This is a genomic window from Peribacillus sp. NPDC046944, from assembly GCF_050272735.1.
Lineage (GTDB): Bacteria > Bacillota > Bacilli > Bacillales > DSM-1321 > Peribacillus.
The window spans coordinates 1-22,052 of the sequence record NZ_JBNNML010000021.1; the positions used below are offsets into that span (position 1 = coordinate 1).

Below are 22,052 nucleotides of genomic sequence, written 5' to 3' on the forward strand. Positions count from 1 at the left end.
AAGCATCCTCATCACCCCAAGTTTTAATACTTCTATTTTAAAACAAAAAAAACTGTAGGCAAAGTCGATTTTCATCGAGTTTGTCTACAGTCTGAGCCCACCTATCAGGGTGGGCTTACTAGTTTAGCGGTAATTTAGGAATTGTACATCAATTGATAATTCAGCACCACGGATGGCAGAGATGATGCCTTGCAGGTCATCCCTGTTTTTTCCGGTAACGCGAATTTGGTCGTCCTGAATTTGACTTTTGACTTTTAACCCACTGTTTTTAATGATGGTGTTGATTTTCTTTGCTTGTTCTTTATCAATACCTTGAATGAGTTTAGCGCGTTGACGGACAGTACCGCCGGAAGCCCCTTCTATTTTCCCGTAATCGAGGTTTTTGACGGGAACCCCACGCTTTATAAGTTTACTGATTAAAACATCTTTTAATTGATCAAGTTTATACTCGTCATCAGAAACCAAAACGAGGTCTTCCTTATCGATGGAAATCGTACTTAAGCTGCCCTTGAAATCATAGCGCGTTTGTATTTCTTTCATTGCCATGGTTACAGCATTTGTCACTTCCGAAAAATCTACTTTGGATACTATATCGAATGAATTTTCCTTTGCCATTACTTACCTCCAGCAGGTTTTATTTCTTTTATTATAGAGAAGATAGGTAAGGAAGACAACCATTCATTCTGTTAAGCAAGTGGACTTTGTCAAGGGGATACAGGAAAAAACGGGGGATGTCCCCCGTTATTTATGATCTGTTTTTTTGGAGTAGGAATGTTTTCCCGCTTTAAGATTTTCCTGATAGGCCATGTTTTTTTCGGCGTTTCTCGCTTGGTTATCTTCGGGTCTTTTATTGTTATCTTTAGTGTGTGGCATAATAAAAACTCCCTTCATAATCATGATCAATATGTATTGTTCGCAATTATAAGAGGGAGTATGCATATTTATGATTTCGCAGGGGTATCGTTTAAGAAGAAGATACCTACAGTACCAGGACCGGTATGTGCCCCGATTACTGAACCGATTGAATGGATCATGAAATTTGTCGTACCAAATTCATGTTGAATCACTTCTTTCCATTCCAATGCGGATTCTTCGTCATCGCCGTGAACAATACCAATTGTTTGAGTAGATAGATTTATGCCACGCTCATGCATTAATTCCATCGCTCTTTTCACTAATTTCTTTTTGCCGCGAATCTTCTCAAGAGGAACGAGTTTTCCATCCTCCACATTTAGTAGCGGTTTAATGTTTAATAACCCGCCAACAAGGGCAGATGTTTTGGATATACGTCCACCACGCGCCAAGTATTCAAGGTCACCTACCGTGAATAGGTGTTCCATGTGCTTGAGGAGGAAATTTATATGTGTTAAAATTTCTTCTTTAGAAGCTCCACTCTGAGCTAACTTGGCAGCTTGTTCAACGACCATGCCAATGCCTAATGATGCGCATTTCGAGTTAATGATCTCTATGTCCAAATCAGGGTATTCTTCCTTCACCTGGTTATGAATCATAACGGCTGTTTGGTACGTTCCGGATAGTTCAGAGGAAAAGGCAATATAAATGCCCTGTTTTTTTTCTTTGGCAAACTCCGTGAATATTTCCAAGAAATGTTCCGGAGAAACTTGTGAAGTTTTTGGAGCCTTACCATCAAGCATGGCTTGAAAAATCTCCTTAGAATTAATGGTAACGATGTCTTCATAATTTTGCCCATCCAAATGAACTTGTAGGGGGATCAATGTTACATTGTTTTCTTGATAGAAAGACAATGGCAAGTCACATGCACTATCCGCAAGAATCGTGATAGCCATAATACACCCGCTTTCTTTTTACATATTTTAGTAAATGTGAGTTTTACTCTATTTAGTTTAGCATGTAACGGTGAAATTTCAATCACTACGACTATAGAAAGAGAAAATAAGGGGAATTGGCCACTAAAAATAGAATATATTGGAGGTTTTTTGGTTGTATGGTAATGAAATAAAGAAAATTCTAATTGTCATAATTGGTGCATTACTGAATGCTGTTGCAATGAACTTTTTTCTGATTCCAGCAAATGTTTATGCAAGTGGATTCACAGGGGTAGCGCAGTTATTATCAAGTATTATTGGATCCTTTGCACCATTTAATGTATCGACTGGTATCTTACTCTTTCTATTGAATATTCCAGTCACTATTCTTGCATGGAGGAAGGTTGGGAAGTCCTTCACTTTTTATAGCTTCCTCAGTGTTATATTAATGAGTTTATTTATGGAAATCATCCCGCTAACACGATGGTCCCCAGACATTTTGTTGAATGCTGTGTTTGGTGGTGTGATCGCTGCGGTCGGAGTAGGGATTACATTGAAATTCGGGGCATCGACAGGTGGTATGGATATTATCGCCATGCTTTTATCACGCAAGAAGGACAAGCCTGTAGGAACTTACTTATTTCTTTTGAATGGAATCATCATCGTCACAGCCGGAGCGGTATATGGACCTGAAAAGGCCTTGTATACCCTCGTTACGCTTTATACTTCAACACGAGTGGTGGATGCTATACATACTCGCCATGAAAAGTTGACAGCCATGATCATAACGAAGCAAAGCGAGGAACTGAAGCAAGCCATCCATGCTAAATTGGTTCGCGGCATTACAAGGCTCCCTGCTAAAGGAGCTTTCACCAATGAAAGTAAGGAAATGTTAATGATCGTCATTACTCGGTATGAATTGTATGATTTGGAGAGGATTATTCAAGAAGTCGATCCCCATGCCTTCACCAACATTATTGAAACGTCGGGAATCGTTGGTACGTTCCGAAGGGAATGAACAGTAGGATTTTTACCATATTTTTCAATACTGTTACACTTCATTGACAAATGGATAAATATTGGTGTTTTACGTTTGAGGCTTATCCCAAACGGCTAATGTACTAGCGTATCGCCAATAAATCTTGTTGAAGGAGTGATGAACAATGGCTAAGAATGAAAAGATGAGTAGGGAAGAAGCTGGACGCAAAGGCGGGGAAGCCACTTCGAACAATCACGATAAGGACTTCTACCAAGAGATTGGACGCAAAGGCGGAGAAGCCACCTCAGATAATCACAACAAAGAGTTTTATCAGGAAATTGGTCAAAAGGGCGGAGAAGCCACATCCGATTCTCATGATAAAAGTTTTTATAAAGAAATCGGTAAAAAAGGCGGAACAACAGGAAATAACGGTTAAATAGAGAAAAGCCTCCAGGATCCTGGAGGCTTTTCCTTTTTACTTTAGATGGTTTTCCAACTTTTCCTGAAGTTCACGCAACTGTTCTTTTTCGGCATTATTCGTATTGGCATTAGCCGAAGAAAGAGCATTTTTGGCGATTTCTACAGTTTTTTGCTGGTCGCCACCAGGCTCAGAGTGGAGAGCTTCTTCAACAAAGTCCCGAGCGATCTGGAATAATTTGTTTCCCATTAGAAGCCACCATAGCTTTGTTCTGACATAATGCGTAATCTGTCTTTTTCAGCCTCTGCATACGTAGTGTGATAAGGGATTTTTTCAGCGTGTTTGGCAACACTTTCTTTGCCTTGCTGTACAAAACGTTTTGATTTTGTTCCCATTATTATCTCCTCCGAATCTGAGCTTTTTGACAACGATGTTTGATGTTGTCCCTAGTAGTGTGGCTCAATGAATGGAATTTATGAAGGAAATAAATGTGTTATTTCAGATTGAATTTTTCCTCAAGGAAAATGGCAATGCCGTCCTCCTCATTGGTCAAGGTGGTCGTGTTGGCTACGTTTTTCACTAATTCTATAGCATTACCCATGGCGACACCTGTTCCTGCATAGTCAAGCATTTCCAAGTCATTGTCCTCATCTCCGAATGCGATGATCCGGTCTTTTGGAATGTCCAGGTAATTGGATACACGCTGAAGCCCGACAGCCTTGCTTAATCCACTTTTTATGATTTCGATGATGTGAAAGGGCTCTGACCAACGTCGGTGATCAACCAATTCAGCATGGACATCCGATAGATGCTGCCGAATTTGCCCGACATATTCGCTATCTGTATGGATGAGCATCGAAGTAGGCGAATCGTTTAGGTAGTTCCGCAGGTCCCCGCTAGTCATTTTTGGATTCCCTACATTGAACATATTCATCAATTTTTCGTCATGATAATGGACATATAAATCATCCCTAACCTCTGCAATGATGTTATGATAGCTAAATTGGTCACAGGCCTCGACTATCTCTTTTGCAATCTTGATGTCGAGAGGTGAATGATACGTCCCCCAGCTTGTCTGCAAGGGATGGTGGACAAAGGCACCATTGAAATTGACGATAGGCGTTGTCAATCCCAACTCACGATAATAGAGTTCGCTTGAGCGGTAGGGACGGCCTGTCGCAATCATGACTTCATGTCCATCCTCTTTCAGTTTTAAAAGGGTCTGTTTAGTGCGGGGGGAAATGGATTTTTTATCAGTAAGTAATGTTCCATCAAGATCCAATACAATTAAATGCTTGTCATTCATCTATGGCACCTTCTGTTCTTTTTTGATTTTATTATAGGCGAATATTGTTAAGTTTAGTGTACTGAAATTGTAAATGTTTTTCATTCTTTATGCATTCTTGTATGATATTACTAAATGAAAGGGTTATAATAATCCCGAGATTATACGACTTACTTAAATAGGTTTTTTAATAAAATTTTGGTTGTTCCATTTAGGGGCAATCAGCATTATAACATGAATGATTCGGAGGGGTCGAATTGGTTATCATCGAAAAAGAAGTAATAGGGCATATTCCCGTTTTACATGTTAGCGAACGGTCCATTTTCAATAAGGAACTGCCGCTAGTCATTTTTATACACGGATTTCAGAGTGCAAAGGAACACAATCTCCATTATGCGTATTTAATGGCTGAAAAGGGCTTTCGCGTGATTCTTCCCGATGTTGTCTACCATGGAGAGAGGGAAACGGGGGAAAGCGAATCCGAGTTGATGCCTCGTTTTTGGGAAATGGTATTACAGAGCATCAAAGAGTTGCCCCTACTTAAAGATGATTTACTTTCCCGTAAATTAATCGATCCTAAAAGGATTGGCATAGCCGGCAGCTCAATGGGTGGGATTGTGACCAATGGGGCGTTAGCGACTTATGATTGGTTATCGGCGGGCGTGAGCTTGATGGGGAACCCTTCATATGTTTCGTTTGCCGAGCTTCAAATAGGGGAAATGAAAAAAAGGGAGATTAGCTTTCCCCTATCGGAAGAGGAAATCACACAAGCGATTGCACAACTTAAACCATTTGACCTAAGCTTGAATCCCGACAGGCTCGCTAATCGGCCACTATTGTTTTGGCATGGAGCAAAAGATCATGTGGTTCCTTATCAATATGCATATCGCTTTTATGAAGAGGTTAAATCAAGTTATAATGAAGGGGATAATAGAATTAATTTCATTCTCGACAAGAAAGCATCTCATAAGGTAAGCAGAGAAGGTGTGCTTCAAACGGCGAACTGGTTTGAGAAACATTTATTGCCAACTATACAAAAAGCTTAATGGAACGCGAAAAATCTGTTATGATTCTAATATGTAGATAGTGTAAACCGTTTTAACTATCAGCACCCGGTATGAATGACGGGGATAATTGATTATAAAAGGAGTGATTAGGATGGATCAAGATACAAAAGACATTATTATGGGAGCTTTGGAACAGGTTATTGACCCGGAGCTTGGAATAGATATCGTCAATCTGGGCTTGGTATATGATGTGGATATGGACGAGGCAGGACTAACGACTGTGAAGATGACCTTGACGGCTATGGGCTGCCCATTAGCTGGTACAATCGTCGATCAAGTGAAATTGGTGCTTGAAGATATTCCGGAAGTGAAAGAAACGGACGTGCAAATTGTGTGGAGTCCACCATGGTCCAAGGACCGCATGTCCAGATATGCAAAAATCGCATTAGGCATAAAATAAATTCCATGTAAAAGAATGAATAGAGAGCCAGTCAAAAAACGGTGAATCCGCATTTTGTGGACCAGCTTTTTATTGGCTTGGCTTTTTCTAATACATGAGGGCTAGGAGTGGTTAATTGACCAGTCAAATAAAAGATTCTTTAGATAGGCCATTAAGAGATTTGAGAATTTCCGTCATCGATCGTTGCAACTTCCGTTGTCAATATTGTATGCCGGCTGAAATTTTTCATGAGAATTTCCAGTTCCTCCCGAAGAGCGAGCTTTTATCATATGAAGAAATTATAAGGATCTCTAAAATATTCGCAAACTTAGGTGTGAAGAAGTTAAGGTTGACGGGCGGGGAACCGCTGTTACGCAGAAATCTTACCACGCTTATTTCCGAACTTGTCTTGATTGAAGGAATAGAAGATATAGGGTTGACCACCAATGGCGTGTTCCTGAAGAAGCATGCGGCCGATTTAAAGGCAGCAGGTTTACAACGAGTGAACATCAGCCTAGACAGTCTGGATGACGAGTTGTTTAAAAAGATGAATGGCAGAAATATCGGGATAAAACCGGTTCTGGAAGGCATCGCCGCTGCTAAAAAGGCAGGACTTGGCGTCAAGGTCAATATGGTGGTGAAAAAAGAAACGAATGAATCTCAAATCCTGCCAATGGCTCGTTTTTGCAAACAGGAAGGCATTCAACTGCGATATATAGAATATATGGATGTTGGCCATACAAATGGTTGGCAACTAAAAAATGTGGTAACGAAAAAGGAACTGCTCGAGATGCTACAGCAAGAATTCGAATTGGAACCTGTGGAAGAAGATTACTTTGGGGAAGTTGCTAAGCGTTTCCGTTATAAAGGAACAACAACTGAAGTAGGATTCATCACGTCGGTTTCGGAATCATTCTGTTCAAGTTGCACGCGTGCACGTCTCTCTGCAAACGGTAGCATATATACTTGCTTATTTAATGGGAAAGGCCATGACTTGAAGTCATTGGTTCGTTCAGAGATGTCGGATGAAGAATTAACAGACCACATCATATCGATTTGGAATCATCGAGATGACCGTTATTCGGACGAGAGGGTAGCGGGCACTTTGAAAAAACAAGAAAAAATAGAAATGTCCTTTATTGGTGGTTGATTTTTAAAGGACAAGTTAAAAATACGGGATGGCAGATGCCATCCCGTATTTTTTTGTATGTGCATCGTTTGGTTAATGAATAAATTATACGGGTTTTATGCATGTATATGATGGAACAAGATATTAAATGGTCCCTGGATCAATACAATTGGATGGATACGGTCGATATCCCCGCAACCTTTTCATGTTGTAGGCATATAATTGCTGGTTGTCGGGGGACGGATATGGAGGTTGTGAAATGAATAAACAAGGCAATGAATGAACTACTGGTGATTTTAGCAACAAGAAAGGGTTAAATCAAAGACGTTGTTCATAAATGGGCTGTGAATGGAAAAAAATATATCAAAGAATAGTAGCAAAAGATAGAATTTTGTATATAATTTAATAATTTTATAAAAATACATTTGATTTTATTTTTATTCAATCATATAATAATAGAATCAAAGAATGACAGGGACTAGAATATAGGAGTGGTTTTATGAACGTTTCAATTGTCGGAGCTACAGGATATGGTGGATTGGAGCTAATAAGGTTCCTGACTAATCATCCTCATTTACAAATAGAATCATTGCATACTTCATCCCAATTTGGTCGGAGTATCCATGAAGAAAATCCGCATTTAATGCATATGAAAGATAAATTGGAAGCCATTGATCCGGAAAAAATCGCAAAAAAATCTGATATTGTTTTTCTCGCTACGCCTTCAGGTGTTTCCTCACAACTGATTTCGCAATTTTCTGATCTTGACTTGAAAGTAATCGATTTGTCAGGGGACCTCAGGCTTCAAACTCCAGGAGAATATGAACGTTGGTATAAAAAAGAGGCTGCCCCTCAATCCATCCTTGAAAAAGCTATATACGGTCTAGCAGAATGGAATGCCGAGGAAATCAGGCAATCCACTATTATTGCAAACCCAGGTTGTTACCCCACCGCTACATTGCTTGGCCTTGCCCCTTTATTTACGGAAGGATGGGCTACAGGTTCAGATGTAATTATCGATGCAAAATCAGGGGTGTCCGGGGCAGGGAAGTCTCCTTCGGTCGTAACGCATTATAGTGAAATGAATGAAAATTTCAAAATATACAAGGTGAACCAGCATCAACATATACCGGAAATTGAGCAACAGCTTGGACGCTGGTCGAAAGATTTACAGCCGATATCTTTTAATACCCATCTTGTCCCGATGACGAGAGGGATCATGGCCACAATGTACGTTAAATTAAACCGGCAAACTTCAACGGCCGAATTAAGGGATTTGTATGAAACCATTTATGATAAACATCCATTTGTTCGAATACAGCCACTAGATCACTTTCCTTCTACAAAACAAGTATATGGTTCGAATTTTTGCGATATAGGTGCTGCTTATGATGAAAGAACAGGAAGGGCAACGATTGTTTCGGTCATTGATAATTTAGTGAAAGGCGCTGCTGGGCAGGCCATTCAAAACGCAAATCTTTTAATGGGGATTGAAGAAACAACAGGATTATGGAACACCCCGCTTTATCCATAAAATTTCTTGGAGGGAAATAATGAATACATTACAGCAAGTTGAAACAATCAAACAAATTGAAAAAGGAAACATCTTAATTCCACAAGGATTTAAAGCGTCAGGCGTTCATGCAGGTTTACGTTACTCCAAAAAAGATATTGGCGTCATTTTTTCGGACGTCACGGCCTCAGCTGCTGCCGTTTATACACAGAATGTCGTTCAGGCGGCCCCAATCGATGTGACGAAAGACAGTATTTCCGTCACCGGCAAAATTCATGGCATCATCGTGAATAGTGCCTGCGCGAATGCATGCACTGGAAAGCAAGGGCTAAAGGATGCGCTTGAAATGCGAAAGCTTACGGCACAAAAGTTTGACTTGGAAGATCATGCTTTTGCTGTTGCTTCAACGGGAGTCATTGGTGAGTACTTGGATATGGAAAAAATCAAAAAGGGAATAGATTTACTCGAGATAGCTGATACACCAGAAGCCGCAGAAGACTTTGGTACCGCTATTTTGACGACGGATATCGTAACGAAGAGCTGTGGGTATGAAGCGGTCATTGACGGCAAGGTCGTAAAAATGGGCGGTGCAGCGAAAGGGTCGGGGATGATTCATCCTAACATGGCTACGATGCTTGGATTCATTACGACGGATGCAGCCATTGAACCAGCCGATTTACAGCAGGCGTTATCTAGCATAACCAACGATACCTTCAATCAAATCACGGTAGATGGTGATAGTTCCACGAACGATATGGTTCTGGTTTTGGCAAATGGAGAAGCAGGCAATGAACCATTATCCAAAGCACACCCGGAATGGTCCGTCTTCTTGAATTTATTGAAACAGACATCTGAAAACCTTGCTAAGCAAATTGCAAAAGATGGAGAAGGGGCTACGAAGCTAATTGAAGTCAATGTCCATGGAATGAATGAGAAAACCGATGCACAGATGATGGCAAAAACGATTGTGGGTTCAAATTTAGTGAAAACCGCAGCGTTTGGTTCTGACGCTAACTGGGGTCGCATTATCGCGGCCATGGGAAGAAGCGGAGTGGCCTTTCAACCTACACAAACAACGATCGCCTTTGGTGATATCGTAGTCCTGAAGGGTGGCGAACCGGTACAGTTTTCCGAAGAAGAGGCGAAAGCCTATTTAGAAAATAAGAGTATAACGATTAATGTCTATTTACAAGATGGGAACGAATCAGGTACGGCATGGGGCTGCGACTTAACCTATGATTATGTGAAAATTAATGGGAGCTATCGATCATAAGGGGGATGAATGGGTGGACACTTTAGTCATCAAATGCGGCGGCAGCATTATTAATGAGTTATCCGAATCATTTTTTACGAGTATAAAAGAACTACAAAGCCGTGGGTATCAAATCGTCTTCGTTCATGGAGGCGGTCCGGATATCAATTCGATGCTTGAGAAATTTGAAATTGAACCAGTATTCGAAGATGGGTTAAGAAAAACGACATCAGACGTGCTGGAAGTGGTTGAACTGATGCTGGCAGGTAAATCTAATCGTTGCCTTGTACACAAGTTGGAAGAACACGGAATCAAAGCAGTTGGCCTCAATGGATCGGATGGCGGCATCCTGACCGGTGAGTTCATTGATAAAGAAAAACTAGGGGCTGTCGGTGAAATTCATCAGGTCGATACAGAACTATTGGAATTGTTTTTCGACAAAGGCTTCTGCCCAGTGTTGACGCCTATCTCCTCTACAGAAGATGGAAATAAACTGAATGTGAATGCCGATATGGCTGCAGGTTCAGTGGCGAAAGCCCTTTCGGCGGCCATGTGTTTATTTGTAACAGATGTTAAAGGGGTAATGAAGAATCATCAAGTCATCGAAAAGCTGACCGAATCGGAGACGCAAGATTTAATTACAGATGGCAGTATATATGGAGGAATGATTCCAAAGGTAAAGACTGCATTATCCGTGTTGAATAAGGGCGTCGAAGAAGTGATGATTGTAAGTGGAAAAGAGATCTTCTACGAGGATGGACAGTTCATCGGTACGAAATTTTTACAGAAAGAAGGGGTATTCAAATGAGTTCTTTATTTCCAACGTATGCAAGATGGGACATAGAACCAGAAACAGCGAACGGTACGAAGTTAATGAGTAAGAATGGGAAAGAGTATCTGGACTTTACATCAGGAATTGGAGTGCTGAATCTTGGTCATTGTCACGAAAAAGTGAAGAATGCCGTTACTCAGCAGTTGAATAAGTATTGGCATGTATCGAATATGTTCCAGAGCTCTGCACAGGAAAGGGTTGCGGGCATGCTGGCAGAAGCATCGGGATTGGACCACGTTTTCTTTGCCAACAGCGGTGCGGAAGCAAATGAGGCAGCAATTAAACTTGCCCGTAAAGCGACAGGGAGAAGTAAGATCGTCACTTGTTTACAATCATTTCATGGGCGTACTTTCGCAACAATGGCAGCAACCGGGCAAGATAAGATCAAGAAAGGTTTCGGCCCGATGTTAAACTCTTTTGAATATGTTCCTTTTAATGATAACGACGCTTTAGCCGCCGCAGTAGACGGAGACACGGCAGCGGTCATGATTGAAATCGTTCAAGGGGAAGGTGGCATTCATGTTGTTCAGCAAGCTTATTTGGATGCAATTGCTGCCGCATGTAAAAAACATGGAGCCCTTCTTATCGTTGATGAAATTCAAACGGGAATTGGCCGGACAGCTAAGCCATTCGCTTTCCTTCATTTCGATATCCAGCCAGATATCCTTACTTCGGCCAAAGGGCTTGGAAACGGACTCCCTATCGGGGCAATGATAGGTAAAAGGGAATTGGCGGAATTCTTTGGTCCTGGAAGCCATGGGTCCACTTTTGGAGGAAACCCAGTGAGTGTCGCAGCTGCCGAAGCGGTTCTAACTGAAATATTCCAACCGGATTTCTTAAAAGAAGCAGAGGAAAAAGCTGAGTATCTGAAAAGTGAATTGACCAAGGCGTTAGAGGATCTTGACGATGTAATAGAAGTCCGGGGTCTTGGGATGATGATTGGCATTGAATGCAAACAGGAAGTCCAGGGCTTTATATTGGAGATGCAAGAGGCAGGTCTACTTCTATTGAGTGCCGGGCCGAACGTACTTCGCTTGCTTCCACCGCTTACGGTGAATCAATCAGAAATAGATCAGGCAATCGTGAAAATTAAAAGTGCAGTGGCAACAAAACAAATAATCTAAATTATTTGAATTTTTATAGAATGAAATGAATAATTATGCTACTATGTATATAAATATACATCATCTACCTAAGAGGTGAAAAACATGAAAAATTATTTATGCTTAGAAAATGGTTCTGTATTCGAAGGGAATCTGTTAACTAAATCGACTCAGAAAACAATTACTGGAGAGATTGTCTTTTTTACCGGAATGACCGGATATCAGGAAGTATTGACTGATCCGTCCTATAAAGATCAAATCGTCATCTTTACGTATCCCTTAATTGGGAATTACGGAATCAATCCATTCGATTTCGAAAGTAAGAAGCCTCATGTGGCTGGCGTTATTGTGTATGAAGGCACTAGGAATCATTCACATTATCAAGCCGAATATTCACTTGCTGAGTATTTGGATAAATGGAATATTCCTCTATTGAGTCATGTGGATACAAGGGCTGTCGTCAAGAATATCCGTCAAGAAGGTTCCATGCAAGCGGCGATCTCCATGAATGAAAACTATACCTTCGAATCCAAGCTCGATGGTATAGCCGCACATGTCGCTGTAGTTTCCACGAAACAATATGAGGAATATGGAGAAGGCGGCAAGCATATTGTATTGATGGACTTTGGCTATAAAAAATCCATTTTAACTTCATTGATCGAGCAGGGGTGCCATGTTACAATCGTTCCCTTCGATACGAAATTCGAACAGATCGTGAAATTGAAACCGGATGGCATTTTGCTTTCAAATGGGCCTGGGGATCCAAAACAGCTTGAATATCTGTTGGATAATATAAAGAAAATCATTTCGAATTTTCCTACCATGGGCATTTGCCTAGGTCATCAATTGACCGCACTTGCTTTTGGGGGCAATACGAAAAAGATGCTGTTTGGGCACCGAGGTGCGAACCAGCCCGTGGTCGATTTGAAAACGAAAAGGGTTTATATGAGTTCACAAAACCATAGTTATGAAGTGGATGAACCAAGTTTAGAAGGAACATCGCTTCAAGTCCGGTTCCGTAATGTAAATGATCATACCGTTGAGGGCCTTATGCATAAAGACCTTCCAATTTTCACAACTCAATACCATCCTGAAGCAAATCCAGGACCGGTTGAAAGTTCACTGTTGTTCCACGACTTTTTACAAATGATAAATGATTATAGCGGGAGAGAAAAAGCATATGCCTAAAGACAACACGATACAGACCATATTAGTAATTGGTTCAGGGCCAATCGTCATCGGGCAGGCCGCTGAATTTGACTATGCAGGAACACAAGCCTGCCTCGCCTTAAAAGAGGAAGGCTATAAAGTCATTCTTGTCAATAACAATCCGGCAACCATAATGACGGACGAAATGAACGCGGACGCCGTCTATTTCGAACCGTTGACGGTGGATGTACTGGAAAAAATCATTGCCAAAGAAAAACCAGATGGCTTGCTTGCCACTTTAGGCGGTCAAACGGGATTGAATCTTGCCTATCAGTTAGATGATGCTGGGATTCTTGAAAAATATAATGTCAAATTACTAGGAACACCGATTGACTCCATCAAAAAGGGAGAAGATCGTGAGCTGTTCCGTCAACTAATGTTTGAAATAGATGAGCCAGTGCCGGACAGTAAGATTGTCCATACTTTGGAAGAGGCGGTAGCTTTTGCTGAGGAAATTGGCTTTCCCATCATCATCAGACCAGCCTACACACTAGGCGGAACCGGTGGTGGAATCGCAGAATCCATGGAGGTTTTCAAAGAACTTGTTCGGGGTGGTCTTCAGGAAAGCCCGATTACTCAATGCTTGATTGAACGAAGCATCGCGGGCTTTAAGGAAGTCGAATACGAGGTCATGCGTGATGGAAACAATACATGCATCACCATCTGTAATATGGAAAATATTGATCCAGTCGGTATTCACACAGGTGATTCGATCGTGGTTGCACCATCACAGACATTGTCTGATGATGAGTTTCAAATGCTACGTTCTGCCTCTATTAAAATCATTTCCGCTTTAGGGATTATCGGGGGCTGCAATATTCAATTTGCACTTGATCCTAACAGTAAACAATATTATTTGATTGAAGTGAATCCGCGTGTCAGTCGTTCTTCTGCATTGGCTTCCAAAGCGACCGGGTATCCAATTGCCCGTATCGCTGCAAAACTGGCTGTGGGCTATCATTTATCGGAAATCATCAACCCAGTAACGAAGAGCACGTATTCAAGCTTTGAACCGGCGTTGGATTATGTAGCAGTTAAGTTCCCGCGTTGGCCATTCGATAAATTCAAGACGGCACACCGTAAATTGGGCACACAGATGAAAGCGACAGGAGAAGTAATGGCCCTGCATCGCAATTTCGAAGGCGGAGTACAAAAGGCTATTGATTCATTGGAATTAAAGACAAACGGGCTTCAGCTCCTGTCATTAAAGGATAAGTCAGTACCCAAGCTATGGGAAAAGCTTGCCGAGAAATCGGATGAAAGAATCTTTGTCATTTTTGAAATGCTTCGTAAAGGTGTGACGATGGAGGAAATCCATGAAGCAACCGCTATAGATTACTATTTCCTTCACTCTTTCGCTTCGCTAATCGAGAAAGAAAAGGATATCTCTTCCAAGACTGCTGAATTGGTCAACAAGGAAGAGATGCAGCTTTACAAGGAGAAGGGCTTTTCAGATCGCTACCTTGCCTCCGTATGGAATATAAGTGAATTCGACGTGAGGGCACTTCGTAAAACACTGGGCATATCAGCCGTTTACAAGACGGTGGATACATGTGCAGCCGAATTCGACTCACATACGAACTATCATTATTCGACTTATTTTGGAGAAAATGAACAGCAAAAAACAGATAAGAAAAAAGTCCTGATGATTGGCAGCGGGCCAATCCGAATCGGTCAAGGCATCGAATTCGATTATTGTTCCGTTCATGGCGTTTATGCCCTTCAAGGTGAAAATGTGGAAACGGTCATGATCAATAATAACCCCGAAACGGTCAGTACGGATTTTGCGACAGCAGACCGTTTGTATTTCGAGCCTTTAACTTTGGAATATGTCTTGAACGTCATTGAAGCGGAAAATATTGAGGATGTCATTGTCCAGTTTGGCGGTCAGACGGCTATCAATCTGGCTAAAGGATTGGAAGACTACGGAATCAATTTGCTTGGTACTTCATTTGACATGCTTGATCAGTTAGAAGATCGCGATCGTTTTTATCAACTGTTACAAAAGCTGGACATTCCGCATGTCCCAGGAACAATGGCTGACAGTGTGGAACAGCTCGTTGAAAGTGCTGAAACAATCGGCTTCCCTGTGCTGTTGCGTCCGTCTTATGTCATCGGTGGACAAGGAATGGAAATAATCCGTTCAAAGGAAAGTTTGTTGAACCGAATCGAAAATGGTGCAGAACTTGTGTATCCCGTATTGATCGATTCTTATATTCCTGGTAAGGAAGCAGAAATCGATTTGATTGCGGATGGTAAGGAAGTTTATATCCCAATCGTAGCCGAACATGTTGAAAAAGCAGGGGTTCATTCAGGAGATAGCCTGGCTTTACTGCCTTCACAGTCCTTATCGGATGATATTAAGGGGAAAATGACCATTTATGCAGAAAAGCTTGTGAGAGAGCTTGGATATAAAGGACTCATGAATATCCAATTCGTCATTGATGGCAGTGATGTATATGTACTGGAAGTAAATCCGCGTGCTAGCCGTACGATTCCAATCATCAGTAAAGTCACGAACGTTCCATTAGTGCAAATGGCGACAAAAATATTGCTTGGGAAATATTCTTTAGCAAATTTGGTTGAAAAAACAGGATTAATGGAAGATATTCCGTATTCGGTCGTTAAATATCCAGTATTCTCAACCTTTGCTTTAAGTGGACTGGATTCAAAAGTCGGTCCGGAAATGAAGTCCACAGGGGAAGGCATCGCAATCGGGGAAACCATGATAGAAGCGTTAACGAAAGTATTTCACGCTCAAAAGGCTAAACATACGACAGGTGTGTATCAAGCCAAATCAGCGCAATTAAGCGAAGGACTACTTAAGCTAATCCATGATGCCGACTTGGAAATCACCCATTCGGACTTTGACGAATGGCTAAAGGCAGGCAATGCAGCCGTCGTCTTGGCTTATGGAGCAACGGATGAAGATAAGCAGTTACGGTTATTAGCAGCCAAATACAGACTATTGGCCTTTTCAGAAGAGGAAACATTTAAAGCGTATTTGCAATCACTGAAGCATGCGGATCCAAGCGTTACCTCATTGCAGGAATGGCTTCTAACTTATTCGAAAGGGGTGTCACACGTATGAATGCACTGATGGCACAGTCGCACTCGAAAATCTTGGGTGGAAAAGACTTCTTGACGATGAAGGAAACAACATCAAAGGAAATTGCAGCTTTATTGGAGTTGGCGCAAAATATAAAAGCCAAATTACAAGCGGGCGAGGAATATAAACCTTTAGCTGGTAAGACATTAGGGATGATTTTTGAAAAATCATCGACTCGTACCCGGGTCTCTTTTGAAGTGGGAATGCTACAGCTAGGTGGCCATGCATTATTTTTGAGCAGTAATGACTTGCAAATCGGACGTGGAGAACCCATTTCCGATACGGCAAAAGTCCTTTCCGAGTACATTGATGGTATCATGATTCGTACTTTCGGGCATGAAAAAATCATGGAATTGGCTGATCATGCAACCATTCCCGTTATTAATGGGTTGACTGACCTTGCACATCCTAGCCAAGTGATGGCGGACTTCCTGACCATCATAGAATTGAAAGGGAAATTGAAAGGATTAAAAATGAGTTACATTGGCGACGGGAATAATGTAGCCAACTCATTGATGGTCGGTTGCGCTAAAATGGGCATGAATTTCTCGATTGGATGTCCGGAGGGGTATAAGCCTGACGAAGAAATCGTTGCCTACGCGAAGGAAGTAGCAGCTGAAAACAATTGTGAAGTAACTGTTACGACCTCAGCGGTTGAAGCCATTAAGGACGCAGATATCGTATATTCGGATGTATGGACCTCCATGGGGCAAGAAATTGAGAATAGCATCCGTTTAGAAGCGTTTAAGGGCTATCAAATCAACGGTGAACTTGTTAAACATGCAAAGAATGATTATCTATTCATGCATTGCTTACCTGCTCATAGAGAAGAAGAGGTGACTGCAGAAGTCATTGATGGGCCGAATTCGGTCGTATTCCATCAAGCGGGGAACCGTCTACATGCCCAAAAGGCGGTTCTCGTAGATTTACTATCATAATAAATTTAAGCGTCTGCTCTATAGCAGGCGCTTTTTACTTTTGCCACCATCCTCTTTTCCCCTTTGAAATTTTCGGTCATGAAAGAAAAAAAGGTGGCAATAATAATAGGGAAAGCATGTAAAGGGGTGAAATACATGGGGCAAAATCGTCAATTTAAGCCAGGGCAAAAAGCACCTAATAATGGGGCATACGTAGAAATCGGTGAAACAGGAAGTATGGTAGTCAATCCGAAAATGGTCAAGCTCGAAGCAGGGGACACCTTTCCTGAGACTTCGAATCATAACCGGCTATGGACCTATCAAAGAAAGCCATAATGAAATGGAAAAGCAGGAAAAGGATGATCATTCCCTTTCCTGCTTTTTTTGTAGAAAAGAAAACCCTAGGCTAGGCCTACGGTTCTACCTGGAATTGTAAGTATCATATCGTATTTGCACCGAAGTACAGAAGACAAGTGATTTACAAGAAAGATAAAAAAGGATATCGGTCGGCGCACGCTATGTGAAAGGAAAGGAGTGGAAATCATTGAAGCAACGGCATGTAAAGACCATGTACATATGCTCGTGAGCATCCCACCAAAAATAAGTGTATCTTCATTTGCGGGTTATTTAAAAGGGGAAAGTAGTTTGAATATATTTGACCGTCATACGAATTTGAAATACAGGTATGGAAACCGAAAGTTTTGGTGGGCGGGATATTATGTAGATACAGTTGGACGAAACAAAAAGGTAATAGAAGAATACATACGGAACCAGATACAAGATGATATAGTCGCAGATCCGTTCACAGGTGAAGAAATACAGAAAAAGAAAAGGAAGTGAGTGGAAGGCCTTTTAAGGTCTGGCCAGTAAAAGTAGTACAATTAAAGGCTCTTCGGGATGATTTGGCCTTTCTTCTTGATTGAAGAGAGGTTTTTTGCTTTTGACTTTTAACTTTTAGAGTAAACAGATTGTATAAACCCTCTGGTAGGGTGGGTTGTAAAGGGTTAATAGCAGAAATTATCAATGTACCATATAACTTTTCTTTACAAGGGAATAATAAGCAGTATAATTAAAATATAAAGGTCAAAGTTGGTCAAACATCATAAGCATTCTGTTGGAAACAATGAATGGGAGGTTTTAAGATGGATTTTAATACGATGACGGAAAGAACCCAGCAGGCATTTATAAGTGGGCAGGAGCTGGCCAAGGATAGGGAAAACCCGGAACTTACCGAGCTTCATCTATTAAAAGCCCTGATGACACAGGATGAAAGCCTACTCATTAGAATTTTGTCGGAAACGAATCAATCGCTCAGTCATTTCGATACGGAGATGAATAAAGAAATAAATAAGTTGCCTCAAGTGAGCGGAAGCACCTCTCAAGTTTATATGTCGAATTCCCTTCAGAATGTGCTGTCGGCAGCTGAAAAGGAAATGAAGAGCTGGGAGGATGAGTATCTATCAGTTGAGCATATTTTGCTTGCTTTGTTAAAAGAAGATAAACCCAACATAAGAAAGCTATTTGCGGACTATGGGATCGACTATGGGAAAGCGAGGCAAATTATCCAAACGATAAGGGGGAATCAGAGAGTGACTAGTCAAAATCCGGAAAACACATATGAAGTTTTGAAAAAATATGGAAGAGATCTTGTTGCTGAAGTGAAGGCGGGGAATGTGGATCCTGTCATTGGCCGTGATACGGAGATCCGGAATGTCATCCGTATTTTGTCACGTAAGACAAAAAATAACCCCGTATTGATTGGGGAACCTGGTGTTGGTAAAACGGCCATTGTCGAAGGTCTGGCCCAACGAATTGTCCGAAAAGATGTACCGGAAGGGCTTAAAGATAAAACGGTGTTTTCGCTTGATATGAGTGCGTTGGTTGCCGGGGCTAAGTTTCGCGGTGAATTTGAGGAACGACTGAAAGCGGTTCTGAATGAAGTGAAAAAGAGCGATGGGAACATCCTATTATTCATCGATGAATTGCATACCATTGTCGGTGCTGGTAAAACGGAAGGGGCAATGGATGCCGGAAATATGCTGAAGCCAATGTTAGCGCGTGGTGAATTGCATTGCATTGGTGCAACCACACTTGACGAATATCGTAAGTATATTGAGAAGGATCCCGCTCTTGAACGGCGTTTCCAGCAAGTGCTCGTTCCAGAGCCAGACGTAGAAGATACCATTTCCATTTTGCGTGGTCTGAAGGAAAGGTTCGAGGTCCATCATGGGGTCAGAATACATGATCGATCCATTGTGGCAGCAGCTGTTCTATCAAATCGCTATATTACGGAACGCTTCTTACCGGATAAAGCAATAGACCTTGTGGATGAGGCTTGTGCAATGATCCGGATGGAAATCGACTCGATGCCAGCGGAACTTGATTCGATTACGCGGAAAGTCATGACGTTGGAGATAGAGGAAGCCGCCCTTAAAAACGAAGAGGATGCTCAAAGCAAAGCAAGATTGGAGGTACTCCAAAAAGAACTTTCGGAATTGCAGGATCAGGCTACCAGTATGAAAGCCAAATGGCAAATGGAGAAATCGTCCCTTCAAAAAGTCCAGGATCAAAGGGAAGAACTTGAAAAGTTAAAGCATGAGCTGGAACAGGCGGAAAATGACTATGACCTGAACCGTGCAGCTGAACTTCGACACGGGAAGATTCCACAGCTTCAAAAGGAATTGGAGGCCATGGAAGAAGAGGTGGAAAATGGGAAGCAGGAATCCCGTTTGCTCCGCCAAGAAGTGACCGAGGAAGAAATTGCTTCAATCGTTGCTAGATGGACGGGTATTCCGGTAAGTAAGTTAGTGGAAAGCGAAAGGGATAAATTGCTTCGTCTTTCGGATATTCTTCATGAACGGGTAATCGGTCAAGGGGAAGCGGTGGAACTTGTATCGGATGCTGTATTACGGGCTAGAGCCGGGATCAAGGATCCAAACAGACCAATAGGTTCCTTTATTTTCCTTGGACCGACAGGGGTCGGTAAAACAGAATTGGTCAAAGCGTTGGCAGAGACGCTATTCGACAGTGATGAACATATGATACGGATTGATATGTCTGAGTACATGGAGAAACATTCCGTTTCCCGTTTGGTCGGGGCTCCTCCCGGATATGTAGGGTTTGAGGAAGGCGGTCAGTTGACGGAAGCGATTAGGCGAAATCCGTACTCGGTCGTGTTACTTGATGAAATCGAAAAGGCTCACCCGGAAGTCTTCAATATTTTATTGCAAATGCTCGACGATGGCAGGATCACGGACTCTCAAGGTAGAACGATCAACTGTAAAAACACGGTGATCATTATGACTTCCAATATCGGTTCACATTTCTTGCTTCAGTCCAATCGAGAAGATGGAGCCATTGAAGAAGGAATAAAAGAGCAGGTCTTCACGGAGTTAAGAGGACATTTCCGTCCTGAATTTCTAAATCGTGTGGATGATATCGTTCTGTTCAAGCCACTCACAAAACAAGAGATTGTCGGCATTGTTGAAAAGATGATTCAACAGTTGCAAGTAAGGTTGACTGAACAAGATATCACACTTGGTGTGACGGATGCCGCTAAGGAATTTATTGCTGAACAAGGGTATGACCCAGTATACGGAGCAAGGCCATTGAAACGTTTTATCCAAAAGCATCTAGAAACGATGATTGCCCGTAAAATTATATCGGGGACGATTGGTGATCATGGAAGTATGACGATAGATTATGACCAAGAGGGATTGGTTTTGAGGTAAATGTAAGCAGTTAGTTTAGAAAATAGCTGAAAACGGTATATGAAAGAGGACATCCTAAAAGGATGTCCTCTTTTGCTTCTTAATGTTGATGTGAGTCTTTTGATGGCCCTTCAGGCATAACAGCAGGGATGATACAAACTAGAACAGCCGTAATAAGTCCTAAAATTGTTCCCTGTGTAGCATCGTATGAAACTCCGATCATGGAAGAAACAACATATACAAGCATATGCACTAATACGAATGTCCAAAGAATTGTCCAAGCATAACGCATCGAATTTCACCTCATTCCACTACAGTCTTTTTTATCTTACCATAATTAATATACAGTTAAAACGGCTTTTTCATAATAACTGATAAATAATTCATCGTTGCCCTTTCATGTCTTTTGAACGACGGGCGATATCAGTCACGAATCCAGCAGGCATGATTCCTGAAAATTAATGGAGAAAAGTAATTTAAGACTCGAAGATAGGCGTCCCCCCTTACCCTTTTGATATCTCGACATAAATTAACTAATAGTAATATTCCTAAAAGGAGTTAGTTTAGATGGAACAGAGAACTTTTCAAATCGAAGACCAATGGAATATCGTCTATTATCCAGAACAACCCAGTGGATTTTCCGTCATGGTAATTGGGGACCGAAGTTCTTTTGTAGATAAGGACAGTAGCTTTTGGCTTCAGCATCCGGGTAGGTTACGTATATTAGAATATTTGAAACAAACCGGTTACACCCTTTTTTCCTCGAATTTTTACGGGGCGAACTGGGGGAGCCCCAAAGCTCTTGATCTTTCGTTGAAGTTATATATCCTCTTTATGAAAAATGAAATAGTCAATCGGAAAATCCATGTTCTTGCAGAGGGGACAGGAGCCCTGCTGGCATTGAGACTAATGAAAGAGATGGGAAGCCAAATCCGTTCGGTTGTCCTCATTGACCCGATTTTATCTTTGAAGGTTCAAATGGAAAAAGAAAAGGATAATAAGTTCTTTTATAAAAAGTGGCTATCGGAAATAGCCGCAGCATATGAGGTAGATCCAGCTGATATGGAGAAAGAAATTTTGGATTCCAATGTGCAGGCATTCACGGAGCATATACCGGTGAAGGTGATTCTTGTTTTCGGCAGTTTTCGAAAAGAACAAGCCTCATTTTATCGGAGGATTCAGAGAACCAGGAAAGACCATTTGCATTTAACCTATTTGCTAGCAGAAAAACGGTATAAAATCCCTTATCAAATCCAGAAGTTTTTTCATGAAAATGAAGAGTCTTTATGAGAATGGATATATTTTCGCGGTACTTTGCATACGATACAGCATCCGAAAAAACTTGCGGTGACGGATAAGCGAG

The 22,052-nt window shown here is 41.5% G+C and carries 22 protein-coding genes and 1 pseudogene; 16 read left to right on the forward strand and 7 right to left on the reverse strand.

What is annotated here, in order from left to right:
* Positions 1 to 123: 123 nt before the first annotated feature.
* The 3 genes from ACQKIC_RS20340 to ACQKIC_RS20350 all read right to left on the reverse strand — a co-directional run bounded on the left by ACQKIC_RS20340 (position 124) and on the right by ACQKIC_RS20350 (position 1,808).
* Complete coding sequence (locus tag ACQKIC_RS20340; protein ID WP_402867760.1) at positions 124 to 615, reverse strand: YajQ family cyclic di-GMP-binding protein; 492 nt, start codon at positions 613 to 615, stop codon at positions 124 to 126.
* A gap of 126 nt (positions 616 to 741) precedes the next feature.
* On the reverse strand, positions 742 to 873 hold the full coding sequence (locus ACQKIC_RS20345) for a DUF3941 domain-containing protein (RefSeq protein WP_427592224.1): 132 nt from the start codon (positions 871 to 873) through the stop codon (positions 742 to 744).
* A gap of 68 nt (positions 874 to 941) precedes the next feature.
* Entirely contained in the window at positions 942 to 1,808 is an 867-nt protein-coding gene (locus tag ACQKIC_RS20350; RefSeq protein ID WP_402867762.1) for a DegV family protein, read from the reverse strand.
* Positions 1,809 to 1,962: 154 nt separating this feature from the next.
* On the opposite strand from ACQKIC_RS20350, the gene ACQKIC_RS20355 reads away from it, so the two are divergent.
* Positions 1,963 to 2,805, forward strand: a complete 843-nt coding sequence (locus tag ACQKIC_RS20355) for a YitT family protein (protein WP_402867763.1) — start codon at positions 1,963 to 1,965, stop codon at positions 2,803 to 2,805.
* 145 nt (positions 2,806 to 2,950) lie between these two features.
* Entirely contained in the window at positions 2,951 to 3,202 is a 252-nt protein-coding gene (locus ACQKIC_RS20360) for a KGG domain-containing protein (RefSeq protein ID WP_402867764.1), read from the forward strand.
* A 39-nt stretch (positions 3,203 to 3,241) separates the two neighbouring features.
* On the opposite strand, the gene ACQKIC_RS20365 is transcribed toward ACQKIC_RS20360, so the two are convergent.
* The 3 genes from ACQKIC_RS20365 to ACQKIC_RS20375 all read right to left on the reverse strand — a co-directional run bounded on the left by ACQKIC_RS20365 (position 3,242) and on the right by ACQKIC_RS20375 (position 4,490).
* Positions 3,242 to 3,433, reverse strand: coding sequence for a DUF3813 domain-containing protein (locus ACQKIC_RS20365; protein WP_402867765.1), 192 nt, complete (start codon positions 3,431 to 3,433; stop codon positions 3,242 to 3,244).
* Positions 3,433 to 3,579, reverse strand: a complete 147-nt coding sequence (locus tag ACQKIC_RS20370) for a hypothetical protein (RefSeq protein WP_402867766.1) — start codon at positions 3,577 to 3,579, stop codon at positions 3,433 to 3,435. The genes ACQKIC_RS20365 and ACQKIC_RS20370 overlap by 1 nt, the downstream gene beginning before the upstream one ends.
* A 98-nt stretch (positions 3,580 to 3,677) precedes the next feature.
* On the reverse strand, positions 3,678 to 4,490 hold the full coding sequence (locus ACQKIC_RS20375) for a Cof-type HAD-IIB family hydrolase (RefSeq protein ID WP_402867767.1): 813 nt from the start codon (positions 4,488 to 4,490) through the stop codon (positions 3,678 to 3,680).
* 236 nt (positions 4,491 to 4,726) lie between these two features.
* On the opposite strand from ACQKIC_RS20375, the gene ACQKIC_RS20380 reads away from it, so the two are divergent.
* From ACQKIC_RS20380 to clpB, 13 genes and pseudogenes are all read left to right on the forward strand, one after another.
* A complete protein-coding gene (locus ACQKIC_RS20380; protein ID WP_402867768.1) occupies positions 4,727 to 5,515 on the forward strand; it encodes a prolyl oligopeptidase family serine peptidase in 789 nt (262 codons plus the stop codon).
* 112 nt (positions 5,516 to 5,627) lie between these two features.
* Positions 5,628 to 5,936: a metal-sulfur cluster assembly factor gene (locus ACQKIC_RS20385; protein WP_402867769.1), complete on the forward strand. Its 309-nt coding sequence runs from the start codon at positions 5,628 to 5,630 to the stop codon at positions 5,934 to 5,936.
* A 115-nt stretch (positions 5,937 to 6,051) separates the two neighbouring features.
* Positions 6,052 to 7,065 (forward strand): GTP 3',8-cyclase MoaA, encoded by a 1,014-nt coding sequence (moaA, locus tag ACQKIC_RS20390; protein ID WP_402867770.1) that lies wholly within the window; start codon positions 6,052 to 6,054, stop codon positions 7,063 to 7,065.
* Positions 7,066 to 7,543: 478 nt separating this feature from the next.
* Positions 7,544 to 8,578, forward strand: coding sequence for an N-acetyl-gamma-glutamyl-phosphate reductase (gene argC / locus ACQKIC_RS20395; RefSeq protein ID WP_427592223.1), 1,035 nt, complete (start codon positions 7,544 to 7,546; stop codon positions 8,576 to 8,578).
* A gap of 19 nt (positions 8,579 to 8,597) precedes the next feature.
* Positions 8,598 to 9,830, forward strand: a complete 1,233-nt coding sequence (gene argJ / locus ACQKIC_RS20400) for a bifunctional ornithine acetyltransferase/N-acetylglutamate synthase (protein ID WP_402867772.1) — start codon at positions 8,598 to 8,600, stop codon at positions 9,828 to 9,830.
* Complete coding sequence (gene argB, locus ACQKIC_RS20405; RefSeq protein WP_402955844.1) at positions 9,811 to 10,617, forward strand: acetylglutamate kinase; 807 nt, start codon at positions 9,811 to 9,813, stop codon at positions 10,615 to 10,617. The genes argJ and argB overlap by 20 nt, the downstream gene beginning before the upstream one ends.
* The gene (locus tag ACQKIC_RS20410; RefSeq protein ID WP_402955847.1) at positions 10,614 to 11,765 is read left to right on the forward strand and encodes an acetylornithine transaminase; all 1,152 of its coding nucleotides are present in this window, start codon (positions 10,614 to 10,616) and stop codon (positions 11,763 to 11,765) included. Before argB ends, ACQKIC_RS20410 begins: the two co-directional genes overlap by 4 nt.
* Positions 11,766 to 11,849: 84 nt before the next feature.
* On the forward strand, positions 11,850 to 12,932 hold the full coding sequence (locus ACQKIC_RS20415; protein ID WP_403123597.1) for a carbamoyl phosphate synthase small subunit: 1,083 nt from the start codon (positions 11,850 to 11,852) through the stop codon (positions 12,930 to 12,932).
* Entirely contained in the window at positions 12,925 to 16,044 is a 3,120-nt protein-coding gene (locus ACQKIC_RS20420; RefSeq protein ID WP_403123599.1) for a carbamoyl phosphate synthase large subunit, read from the forward strand. Before ACQKIC_RS20415 ends, ACQKIC_RS20420 begins: the two co-directional genes overlap by 8 nt.
* A complete protein-coding gene (argF, locus tag ACQKIC_RS20425; protein ID WP_402867777.1) occupies positions 16,041 to 17,000 on the forward strand; it encodes an ornithine carbamoyltransferase in 960 nt (319 codons plus the stop codon). The genes ACQKIC_RS20420 and argF overlap by 4 nt, the downstream gene beginning before the upstream one ends.
* A gap of 135 nt (positions 17,001 to 17,135) precedes the next feature.
* Positions 17,136 to 17,315 carry a YjzC family protein gene (locus ACQKIC_RS20430; protein ID WP_402867778.1) on the forward strand — a complete coding sequence of 60 codons (180 nt, stop codon included), beginning with the start codon at positions 17,136 to 17,138 and terminating at the stop codon, positions 17,313 to 17,315.
* A 107-nt stretch (positions 17,316 to 17,422) separates the two neighbouring features.
* A pseudogene (gene tnpA / locus ACQKIC_RS20435) lies at positions 17,423 to 17,819 on the forward strand (IS200/IS605 family transposase).
* A gap of 302 nt (positions 17,820 to 18,121) precedes the next feature.
* Complete coding sequence (gene clpB / locus ACQKIC_RS20440) at positions 18,122 to 20,710, forward strand: ATP-dependent chaperone ClpB (protein WP_402991467.1); 2,589 nt, start codon at positions 18,122 to 18,124, stop codon at positions 20,708 to 20,710.
* 79 nt (positions 20,711 to 20,789) lie between these two features.
* Here the strand turns inward: clpB and ACQKIC_RS20445 are convergent, their stop codons facing one another.
* Positions 20,790 to 20,981: a YjzD family protein gene (locus ACQKIC_RS20445; protein ID WP_402867780.1), complete on the reverse strand. Its 192-nt coding sequence runs from the start codon at positions 20,979 to 20,981 to the stop codon at positions 20,790 to 20,792.
* Positions 20,982 to 21,256: 275 nt separating this feature from the next.
* On the opposite strand from ACQKIC_RS20445, the gene ACQKIC_RS20450 reads away from it, so the two are divergent.
* Complete coding sequence (locus ACQKIC_RS20450) at positions 21,257 to 21,979, forward strand: hydrolase (protein WP_402991462.1); 723 nt, start codon at positions 21,257 to 21,259, stop codon at positions 21,977 to 21,979.
* Positions 21,980 to 22,052 lie beyond the last annotated feature (73 nt).

What these genes read in the sequence shown, in the direction of transcription:
- ACQKIC_RS20340 (WP_402867760.1), bottom strand. Translation starts at nt 615, where the DNA reads ATGGCAAAGGAAAATTCATTCGATATAGTATCCAAAGTAGATTTTTCG.
- ACQKIC_RS20345 (WP_427592224.1), bottom strand. Translation starts at nt 873, where the DNA reads ATGCCACACACTAAAGATAACAATAAAAGACCCGAAGATAACCAAGCG.
- ACQKIC_RS20350 (WP_402867762.1), bottom strand. Translation starts at nt 1,808, where the DNA reads ATGGCTATCACGATTCTTGCGGATAGTGCATGTGACTTGCCATTGTCT.
- ACQKIC_RS20360 (WP_402867764.1), top strand. Translation starts at nt 2,951, where the DNA reads ATGGCTAAGAATGAAAAGATGAGTAGGGAAGAAGCTGGACGCAAAGGC.
- ACQKIC_RS20365 (WP_402867765.1), bottom strand. Translation starts at nt 3,433, where the DNA reads ATGGGAAACAAATTATTCCAGATCGCTCGGGACTTTGTTGAAGAAGCT.
- ACQKIC_RS20370 (WP_402867766.1), bottom strand. Translation starts at nt 3,579, where the DNA reads ATGGGAACAAAATCAAAACGTTTTGTACAGCAAGGCAAAGAAAGTGTT.
- ACQKIC_RS20375 (WP_402867767.1), bottom strand. Translation starts at nt 4,490, where the DNA reads ATGAATGACAAGCATTTAATTGTATTGGATCTTGATGGAACATTACTT.
- ACQKIC_RS20385 (WP_402867769.1), top strand. Translation starts at nt 5,628, where the DNA reads ATGGATCAAGATACAAAAGACATTATTATGGGAGCTTTGGAACAGGTT.
- argC (WP_427592223.1), top strand. Translation starts at nt 7,544, where the DNA reads ATGAACGTTTCAATTGTCGGAGCTACAGGATATGGTGGATTGGAGCTA.
- argJ (WP_402867772.1), top strand. Translation starts at nt 8,598, where the DNA reads ATGAATACATTACAGCAAGTTGAAACAATCAAACAAATTGAAAAAGGA.
- argB (WP_402955844.1), top strand. Translation starts at nt 9,811, where the DNA reads ATGGGAGCTATCGATCATAAGGGGGATGAATGGGTGGACACTTTAGTC.
- ACQKIC_RS20410 (WP_402955847.1), top strand. Translation starts at nt 10,614, where the DNA reads ATGAGTTCTTTATTTCCAACGTATGCAAGATGGGACATAGAACCAGAA.
- ACQKIC_RS20415 (WP_403123597.1), top strand. Translation starts at nt 11,850, where the DNA reads ATGAAAAATTATTTATGCTTAGAAAATGGTTCTGTATTCGAAGGGAAT.
- ACQKIC_RS20420 (WP_403123599.1), top strand. Translation starts at nt 12,925, where the DNA reads ATGCCTAAAGACAACACGATACAGACCATATTAGTAATTGGTTCAGGG.
- argF (WP_402867777.1), top strand. Translation starts at nt 16,041, where the DNA reads ATGAATGCACTGATGGCACAGTCGCACTCGAAAATCTTGGGTGGAAAA.
- ACQKIC_RS20430 (WP_402867778.1), top strand. Translation starts at nt 17,136, where the DNA reads ATGGGGCAAAATCGTCAATTTAAGCCAGGGCAAAAAGCACCTAATAAT.
- clpB (WP_402991467.1), top strand. Translation starts at nt 18,122, where the DNA reads ATGGATTTTAATACGATGACGGAAAGAACCCAGCAGGCATTTATAAGT.
- ACQKIC_RS20445 (WP_402867780.1), bottom strand. Translation starts at nt 20,981, where the DNA reads ATGCGTTATGCTTGGACAATTCTTTGGACATTCGTATTAGTGCATATG.
- ACQKIC_RS20450 (WP_402991462.1), top strand. Translation starts at nt 21,257, where the DNA reads ATGGAACAGAGAACTTTTCAAATCGAAGACCAATGGAATATCGTCTAT.